Below are 7,327 nucleotides of genomic sequence, written 5' to 3'. Positions count from 1 at the left end.
TCACTCGATCTCCTGACCTGGTTGCGTGTGCACGGCAGGAGAACCCACCTGAGTGGGCATTCGGTGGGCATGACCCACCAAAAACCTGACGTGCGCGGTCTTTGTCACCGAAGGGCACGCAGGGCCGATTCGCACCGGCCGAGGTCTGCCCAAGGCAACCCCTAGAGTCTAGGGGACGACCAGCTCAGAGCCAAATTCCGGCTGGGTCCGATCGAGATGGGGAAATTCCGCAGCTAAAACGGCGGCGGATCGTCGGCGGGAACGTAGGTAGCGGTCAGCGTATCGCCCTCAAACTTGACCGTGTAGTGGACTTACATCACTGGTTGCGGCGGGACGAAGGCGACCAAGGCGCGACGGGCGAACCGCCATTGGCCGTCGACCTTGATGTATTCGTCGTCGTAGTAGCCGTGCACGTCCAGCGGGATGCCGTTGACCGTACCGGCGGTGCGTAGGTGGCACGTGCCTTTCGCGGTGTTACCGTCGAGTTCGGTGACGCGCTCGTTGCTGATGTTATATGCATCACGAGCGGGATCTCGGCGTCGTTGAGCGCCTGGAACAGCCCGTGGATGGCGTCGCGGCCTTCGCAAAGTGGTGCGCCGAGCACCCGCTCGTCCCAGGTCCCGTCGTCCGCGAACAGTTCGGAGATCCCGTTGAAGTCACCCGTGTCGCATCGCCACGAGTACTCGGCGACGAGGTCATGGATGGCGAGGCGGTCGGCGATGCTCATGTGTGTCGGGTCCATGGTGCTCCTGGATCTGCTCAGGGATTGTTGTTTCGTTTCATCGCGGCGCAGAGTTCGATCATCCAGCCGATGGACAGCGGGGCATCGGCTGGATCACCGACGACGGGGAGGTAGTCGAAAGGCATCACCCAGTCGATGCCGGCATCAAGGTACGGCTGCACCTGTTTGGCTACGTCGTCGGGAGACCCGAGGAGCCAGGCCGCGCGCACGTGATCGGGGGTGGTCGCGGCGATGATCCGGTCGACGAACTCGTCGTCGGTGGCATACGGCAGCATGTCTCTGAAGTAGCTCCACCCCTCGGGAAACGGAAGACGGAGCCCTTCCTTGGCCCACATGCCGGTCTCGACTCGGCCGACCGCCGAGGACACCCACTTGATCAGCGGATTGTCAAAGGCGGCTTCGAGTTTGGACTGGTCGGGATGGAGCAGGACGGAGATCCAGAGCGCGAAGCGGAACTGTTCGGGGTCGCGGCCCTTCTGCTCGACCTGACGGCGTACCGCCTGGATCGCTTCAGCGGTCTCCCCAGGTGAGGTGAGTGCGTTCGGTACGGCGATCGCGAGACCGTCGGCCCAGGATGTCGCGTAATCGAGCAGCTGCGGTCCGCCACCCAGTGCCCACAGCGTCGGACGATGCTGCTTGGCCCCGCCGAGGTACGCGCGCTTGAACTTCCAGCGCTGGCCTTCGAAGTCGATCGGTCCATCGGTGTCGAGGATCTGCCGATAGATCTGAAAAAGATCCTTCATCCGTGACATGCCCTGATTGGTGGGGTGTCCGAACGGCGCGGTCTGTTTGGCCTCGCCGCCGCCGATCTGGAAATTCGCGCGACCCTCGGTCAAGTGCGCGAGCGTCAGCATCGACTGCACCAACTCCGCCGGGCCGCGGCGGACACTGTCCGACGTCACATGCAGGTTCAGCTGCGGCGCGGCCGCGTGTATGTATGGGGCAACCATGAAGGCGTCCATCGCCGAGTCCGGGTCGCCGATCAGTCCTGCGAGCGGAGTGTTCTCGGGGGTCCAGAGTTGTTGTGGCGCAAAGCCCGCGAGCTGGTCGGGTACGAGGACGCCATCGACTGCACCGCTGTCCTGAAGCGCGCGGCACTGGTCAGCGATGACGCTGGCCGGGAAGTGGCGGTCGGTCCAGATGCCGACACAGGTTTCGAGCATGGGTGGACCCGTCCTTCGTCTGCTGGGAGTTTGGTCATGCTTCGGAGTGTGCGGTGAATGCGTCGAGCTCCGTCACATGGGAGAGCGCTCGCACCACGTTCTTCGGGCCGATGCCGCGGGTGTCGTTGGTTTTGAGCGCACCGATCAGCGCGAGCCCTTGGCCGAGTGGCCAGATGAGGTTCTGGCGGTAGTGCAGTACCAGCTCGTCGAAGCTATAGCCCTCGACCCCACCTGCTACCAGCCGGTCGTAATAGCGACGCAGCAGCTGCTCCCAATTGTCCGACAGATCATCGGGTTCCATGCTGCCGCCAAGCAGGTTGGCGACGTCCATGCTGCTGCGCGCAGCAGCAACCGTCTGCCAGTCGACGATGACCGGCCGACCATCCGCGCGGAAGAAGATGTTGTCCAGCCGGCAGTCGTTGTGCACCAACGTTCGCGGGCCGTCGCCGAGACGCGCGATCAACTCCTCCCAGCGCGCCGGGTCGGTCGGGACCTGCGCGAGCTGATCAGCAGAAGCGAAAGCGTCGAGCGCACCCAGGCCGCTGACCATGAGCTGGACTGTCATTTGGCGAAACGTTCCGTCGTACGGATTCGTGAGCCATGAGGTCGCGAGCGTGCGCAACTGCCAGTGCTCGGCGTGCAGCGCGGCGAGCGCATCCATGCACTGCCCGGCGTCGGGAACGCTCAACCCGGCTGCCTGGTCGCCGAGCCGCAGGCCGGCCAGATCCTCCAGCAGCAGCGGCGTGTCGTGGCCGTCGCCGGCGTGGAACACCGCCGCTGTACCTACCGGGAGATCGGCGGCGAATTCGCGGTAAAAACGGACCTCGCGGTCGAACAGGCCCATCGCCGCCTCCATCTGGCGGCGAAGCTCATCTTGACCGCGCAGCTTGCCGACCAGAGACGCCGGGCCGGGTGCACCGTCGGCGTACTCAAGCCGCAGGCGCGCCATTTCGGTGGTCGCGCCGCCGAACGCCAGCGGCTCCGGCACCACCGCGGTGACGGTCGCGCCGGTGTGGCCGCCGTCGCGCAGCACCTGGTCGATCCAGCTCGCGTCGAGCTGTGTGAAACGCGGATCGAGAGGGCTGCTCATCGCTTCGCTCGCTCGGGGTTCGTCGCGCTGGCATTGGTGGCGTGTTCGGCGGCGATCAACGCGAACACCGACGATTGTCCGAGCGAGACGCCGCCTCCCGGATAGGTGTCGCCCATCGCGCTGGCGGCCGAGGTGCCGCAGGCGTACAGACCATCGATCGCGGTCCCGTCCTCGCCGATCACGCGGGCGTATTCATCGGTCAGCAGACCGCCGGCCATCCCGACGTCGGTCGGGTACATCTTGGCCGCGTAGAACGGTGGGTTCTCGATCGTGCCGAGGCAGGGGTTCGGGCCGTGCGACGGGTCACCGTAGACACGGTCGTAAGCGTCGTTGCCGCGACCAAAGTCCTCGTCGACGCCGGCCAGCGCCATCCGGTTGAATCGCTCTACAGTGCGCTCGAGACCGCCTGGATCGATGCCGCAGGCGCGCGCGAGCTCGGCCAAGGTGCTGGCCTTTTTGAGGTGTCCGCTGCGCAGCCACTTGCGCGGCGGGACACCAGGCGGGGTCAGGCCGAGGGACCAGCGCCGCCGGTGCCGCGCATCGATGATGAGATAGGCCGGCACAGCAGGCACCGTTTGGTTGCGCTGGTATTGCTCGTTGCCGAGCGTCACGTAGGACTGCGCCTCATTGGAAAAGCGCGCTCCCGAAGTGTCGACGAGGATCGAATGCGGTACAACTCGCTCAGCGACGAAGATCTGGCAGTTGCCATCGGCGTCCATCAGGCCGGGCAACCAGTAGGCCATTGCGAGGTTGGCTGTTGCCGCACCGATCGCCGTCGCCGCCAAGAGCGGGTCGCCGGTATCGCCCTCGCTGACCGCCGTCCATTGATCGCTCGCGGGGTGTGGGCCGAAGCGGTCGCGCAGCTCCTGGTTGCGCGCAAATCCACCGGCGGCGAGCAGGACGCCGTTGCGTGCACTGAACCGAACCCGCTGACCGTGACGGTCAGCGATGACGCCAGTCACCCGCCCGTGCTCCAGGATCAGCTCGCGCAGCGCGGTGTCCGTTTCGATCCGGATGCCGCGGCGCTGCGCGGCCAGCAGCAGGTGACCGACATACGACTGACCCATTACCAACGGCTTGACGCCGCGCAGCCGCATCGCGACGGTGTCGGCGAGAATTCGGGCGACCTCGAACCTGGCTCGCCAGCTGACTCCCGCAGCGAGCAGCGATCGGAACTGCTCGACCGAGTGCATGACCAGCCCGCCGGGCAACGGCGGCCTGGGGCGGGGCAGGTCCTGCCACTGGCCGAGTCGCCGGGCATCCACCATTGGCGTTGCCACCATGCGGCCGTTTTCACGTGCGCCGGGTGCGTCAGGGTGATAGTCGGGGTAGTCGAGGATCCGCCGGAACACAACGCCCTCGCTGCGAAGGAAGTCGATGAGCCGGATGCCGCCGCGGATGAATGCCTCCTGGCGCTGGGGCGAAGTCGCAGGCCCCTGGTCGCCGACCACATGCTGCAGATACTCAAGCCCGGCCTCAACGGAGTCTTCGAGTCCAGCCTCGCGCATCAGCGGGTTCGCCGGCAGCCACAGCCCCCCGTGCGACAGCGCGGTGGTGCCGCCGACCACGGCCGTCTTCTCGATCACAACTGGCGTCAGGCCTGCGGCCGCCACCCGCAATGCGGCCACCAGCGCCCCGCCACCCGAGCCGGCGATAATCACGTCAAACGTTCCGCCCTCAAGGGCTGCGGTCGCGACTTCGGTCGTCATCATGCCGCCGTGTAGCCGCCGTCGACGGACAGCACCGCACCGGTCAGGAATGACGACTCGTCGCTAGCCAGGAACGCCGCCATCGCGGCGATTTCGTCGGGACTGCCGAGCCGGCCGAGTGCGGTCATCGCCTCGGCTTTGGAGATGAGCTCGCGGGCCTTTTCGGGATCGCCGTGCTGGGCAGCGACCGATGCGGTGTTGATTACCGACCCGCCACCGCGTCCGAGCATGACGGGAATCGCGTGTCGGAGCCCATGGAACACATCACGGGTGTTGACGGCGAAGACCCGCTCAAAGTTCTCCAGCGAGCAGTCCGTGGTCGCACCGATATCGCCGTCCACCCCGGCGTCGTTGCACAACACGTCGACGCCCCGTAGGCATCGCGGGCCGCGGTGATCATCGCGGCAACGGAATCGTCGTCGCTGACGTCGACTTGGACGCCGATCGCGCCTTCGCCGAGTCCGCGAGCCACGTCGTTCTGTTGTCCGCTGATGTCAGCGACGACCACGCGCGCGCCCTGCACGTGCATGGCCATGGCCATCGCGGCGCCGATCCCGCTGCCGGCGCCGGTGATCACCGCTACCTTGCCGAGCAATCGGGCGCCGACGGGTGTTGTTGCAGTCACGTTCTACTCCTGCGCTCGCCAGGCCGCGGCCAGCGCGGCGTTCTGTCCGGGTGTCGAGCCGTAGGTGACGATCTCGTCGGCGCCGGCGCGGCGGTACGCGCGCAGCTGCTCGACGCAGTGTGCGACCGACCCGATCGCGCACGACTCCTCCATCCATTTGTTCGGTACGTTGCGCGCCGGCTCCTCCATCTGCGCGCGGTGGTAGACGGAGTCGGCGATGGAATCGTGGCCCTGCAGCAACCCGTGCGATCGGATCCGCTCGAGTGCCCCCGCATCCCAGCCGTTCATCTCACACAGCGCCTCCCCCCAGCCCGGCGCCTGCAGATAGGTGAGCGCCCGCGCGTGACAGATCTGGCGCGTCTCGACGTCGTCGAGTTCGGGGGCAGTGACCACGCATTGCGCGATCCGCAACGTCGCGGGGTCACGACCCTGGGCCTCGCACGCAGTGCGCAATCGTTGGACCGCATCGTGGGTCGCGTTCGGCGTCAAGTTGGGAATCAGCAGCACACCGTCCATCACCCGCGCTGCCACCGTCGCACCCCTTGGCAGTCCGAAGGTCCCGAACCACACCTGAGGATCAGGTCCATCGTGACGGTCGTCCATCTTGAGCCGGGTGAACGACCCGGCGGGACCGTCGTAGTCGACCCGCTCCCCGGCCCACAGACGCCGCACGATCCGCACATAGTCCTCCAGCGCGCGAAAACCATTCTGATGCTCGTATCCGGCGCCGCCACCACCGCCGCGTCCGAGCCCGAGCACGAACCGGGGCCCGTACGCCGCTTGCATTGTCGAGGCGAACGCCGCCGCATGCATCGCATGCCGCGCGAACGCCGGCACCACGCCAGTACCAAGGTCCACTCGCGACGTCAGCGCGCCAATACCGCCGAGGATCGCGCCCGCCTCCTTCAAATTCCACCGCTCGGACAAGAAGATGCGCCGAAAACCGATCCGCTCGGCCTCCACACCATCGGCCACACCCTGCCGCGGCGAGCGCTCGTCGGTCTCGTAGCGACCCTGCGGGGATGCCTTCACACGACCCGCGATCACAAATGCGCTGAGATCGTCAATGACGTCCTCACGTTCGGCAATCGGACAGAGATCGATCATCGTGGCGCCTTCTTCCCAAGTGTTGCCACCCCGGCGAGCACCACGTGCAGCGCCGACTCGAAGTCCTGATCCGAAAGCCCACCCGTGTACATCGCGGCGATCTCGTGAAAGTGCTCGAACCCGTCCCGAGGAAGCGCACCGATGCGGCGGCGACGTCCACCGTCGCGATCCCGCTCCGCGTGCTCGGTCGCGCGCCGTTGCGCGAACCCCGCTGTGAAGAACGTCAGCGCGTACCAGGCACTCACCGCCTGCTCCGAGTCCAGTCCTGCCTCGCGCAGTGCGCCCAGGACCATCTCCACCCCGCGAAATGCGGCCGTAGAGTTGAGGTGCTGCCGTGCGGAGATCTCCGCCAACTCAGGGTGATGCCGGAACAGCTGCTCGACTTTGACGAAGTAGTCGGTGATCCGGGCGTCCCACGCGAGTTCGGGATCCGGCAGCTTGACTTCAGCGACCAGCCGATCGGCCAGCACGCTCAGCAACTCTTCCTTGGTTGCGAAATGCCGGTAAAGGGACATCGCTGCGCAGCCCAACCGTTCTCCTAGCTTGCGCATGCTCAGCCCGCGGAATCCCTCTGCCGCGATGAGGTCCGACGCCGCATCCACGATCCCCTCGTAGGTCAGCCGGGGAGTCATCGGGCCCGGCGATTCGGTCCCGAATATGCGCTCTTGCACGCGGTTAACTTACATGTAAGCTACGCGTAAATCTAGCGCCCACTCGAACTGACCACATAAACGCGGGTACTCGATACCAGTGGCGCCGGTGTTGTCGGCAACCTTCAGTCGCGATTCCTGCTGAATCACTCGATCTCCTGACCTGGTTGCGTGTGCACGGCAGGAGAACCCACCTGAGTGGGCATTCGGTGGGCATGACCCACCAAAAACCTGACGTGCG

6 protein-coding genes and 1 pseudogene are annotated in these 7,327 nt (G+C 66.0%); all 7 read right to left on the bottom strand.

Annotation, left to right across the window (positions count from 1 at the left end; translation table 11 throughout):
* Positions 1-316: 316 nt before the first annotated feature.
* The 7 genes and pseudogenes from EPN51_RS26510 to EPN51_RS26480 all read right to left on the bottom strand — a co-directional run bounded on the left by EPN51_RS26510 (position 317) and on the right by EPN51_RS26480 (position 7,107).
* Positions 317-727 carry a nuclear transport factor 2 family protein gene (locus tag EPN51_RS26510; RefSeq protein ID WP_293048842.1) on the bottom strand — a complete coding sequence of 137 codons (411 nt, stop codon included), beginning with the start codon at positions 725-727 and terminating at the stop codon, positions 317-319.
* 32 nt (positions 728-759) lie between these two features.
* A complete protein-coding gene (locus EPN51_RS26505) occupies positions 760-1,905 on the bottom strand; it encodes an LLM class flavin-dependent oxidoreductase (RefSeq protein WP_293048840.1) in 1,146 nt (381 codons plus the stop codon).
* Between the two features lie 34 nt (positions 1,906-1,939).
* Positions 1,940-2,938: a phosphotransferase gene (locus EPN51_RS26500; protein WP_293048838.1), complete on the bottom strand. Its 999-nt coding sequence runs from the start codon at positions 2,936-2,938 to the stop codon at positions 1,940-1,942.
* A gap of 53 nt (positions 2,939-2,991) precedes the next feature.
* Positions 2,992-4,704: an FAD-binding protein gene (locus EPN51_RS26495; protein ID WP_293048836.1), complete on the bottom strand. Its 1,713-nt coding sequence runs from the start codon at positions 4,702-4,704 to the stop codon at positions 2,992-2,994.
* Positions 4,704-5,233, bottom strand: a pseudogene (locus tag EPN51_RS26490) (SDR family oxidoreductase). Before EPN51_RS26490 ends, EPN51_RS26495 begins: the two are co-directional and overlap by 1 nt.
* A gap of 99 nt (positions 5,234-5,332) precedes the next feature.
* Positions 5,333-6,436, bottom strand: a complete 1,104-nt coding sequence (locus EPN51_RS26485) for a TIGR03857 family LLM class F420-dependent oxidoreductase (RefSeq protein WP_293048834.1) — start codon at positions 6,434-6,436, stop codon at positions 5,333-5,335.
* Entirely contained in the window at positions 6,433-7,107 is a 675-nt protein-coding gene (locus tag EPN51_RS26480; protein ID WP_293048832.1) for a TetR/AcrR family transcriptional regulator, read from the bottom strand. Before EPN51_RS26480 ends, EPN51_RS26485 begins: the two co-directional genes overlap by 4 nt.
* Between the last annotated feature and the right edge of the window lie 220 nt (positions 7,108-7,327).

The organism is Mycobacterium sp. (assembly GCF_004298145.1).
GTDB lineage: Bacteria > Actinomycetota > Actinomycetes > Mycobacteriales > Mycobacteriaceae > Mycobacterium.
This window is presented reverse-complemented; position numbering and strand designations above follow the sequence as displayed.

Bases quoted from the DNA above. Each gene is read 5' to 3' on its own strand.
- EPN51_RS26510 (WP_293048842.1), bottom strand. From the start codon at position 727: ATGAGCATCGCCGACCGCCTCGCCATCCATGACCTCGTCGCCGAGTAC.
- EPN51_RS26505 (WP_293048840.1), bottom strand. From the start codon at position 1,905: ATGCTCGAAACCTGTGTCGGCATCTGGACCGACCGCCACTTCCCGGCC.
- EPN51_RS26495 (WP_293048836.1), bottom strand. From the start codon at position 4,704: ATGACGACCGAAGTCGCGACCGCAGCCCTTGAGGGCGGAACGTTTGAC.
- EPN51_RS26485 (WP_293048834.1), bottom strand. From the start codon at position 6,436: ATGATCGATCTCTGTCCGATTGCCGAACGTGAGGACGTCATTGACGAT.